Raw genomic sequence first — 296 nt, 5'->3', positions numbered from 1 at the left:
CTAAAGGTTCTCCGACTGAGCTGAGTGCAATAAAGAATTTTGAATCCATTTTTTCAAAACGCTCAGATAAGAATTCAGTAGAAGCGTTCAAGTTTGATGGTTGCCCATAAAATTGACGATATAAATCAAAAACTTTTGAGGCAGCTTCAATTTTAGTTTTATCAGCTCTGTAAATTTCCATTTTACTGTAATTTCCTTTTAGGTATAACGCTAAGCTTTGGGGCGCTAGCACGTGGGCTAAAATCCGAACGAAGTGAGTCAGCCCACGTGTTAGCGTCCCAGCGACCGGAGGGAGT

The 296-nt window shown here is 40.5% G+C and carries 1 pseudogene; it reads right to left on the bottom strand.

From position 1 onward, the window contains the following. Window positions 1–181: pseudogene (locus ACXAGV_RS19080) on the bottom strand (GNAT family N-acetyltransferase); the annotation flags it as partial. Between the last annotated feature and the right edge of the window lie 115 nt (window positions 182–296).

The sequence above is a fragment of the Alteromonas sp. ABH4_453 genome (genome assembly GCF_056160665.1).
The sequence above is the reverse complement of the archived record's forward strand: the minus strand, read 5'-3'. Positions and strand labels throughout refer to the sequence as shown.